We start from the raw sequence: 683 nt of genomic DNA, 5'->3' as shown, positions 1-683 counted from the left end.
ACTGTTCGGTGGGACCCAGTTCGTGGCGAACGACGGGTCCAACAAAGACAACATGTACGGCTACAGCGCCGACGACCTGAAGAACGCGAAAGTGCCGTGGGGTACTCCGGAAGAGGAGTCGCACCACTGGTATGAGGTCGGGCACTGGGTGAAGTCGTTCGTCTGGGACGGCCTGATCGTCGACGGGATCTGGGGCACCATCAAGGGCCTGGGCACCCTGGTCGGTTTCCAAGGCCTCGATGCCATGGGCCAGGCCTGGAAGGGACTGGCGCAGCTCGCCACCGGCCTGCTGATCATGTCCGTGCCGGTCGTGGGCACCGCGTATCTGATGGCCCCCGACGACAAGTTGCCTTCTTGGCTGCGGGATTCGCGCACCGCGGTGAAGGAGACCGGTAAGGCGCTGGTGGCGTGGGATGAGTGGGGCAAGAACCCGGCCCGGGCCGCCGGAGCGGTCACGTTCAACGTGGTCACCACCGTCTTCACCGGCGGCGCCGGAGCCGGAGTCGCGGGCGCCGGGAAGGCCGGTGCGGTCGCCAAGACGCTGTCGGCGTTGTCGAAGGCGGGCAAGGCCATCGACCCGATGACCTACATCACCAAGGCCGGCGGCGCAGGCTTGTCGAAGCTCGGTGATGTGATGGCCGGGTTGAAGGGCGTCGGCAACATCGACATCCCGCCCCTGCCCG

At 66.6% G+C, this 683-nt stretch carries 1 pseudogene; it reads left to right on the top strand.

Features of this window, described 5'->3' with window-relative positions:
* A pseudogene (locus JAO81_RS41945) lies at positions 1–683 on the top strand (protein phosphatase); the annotation flags it as partial.

Origin of the sequence: Streptomyces sp. N35 (assembly GCF_016464295.1) — a bacterium.
Lineage (GTDB): Bacteria > Actinomycetota > Actinomycetes > Streptomycetales > Streptomycetaceae > Streptomyces.
Note: the sequence above shows the minus strand (reverse complement) of the source record. Positions and strands in the feature narration are given on the sequence as shown.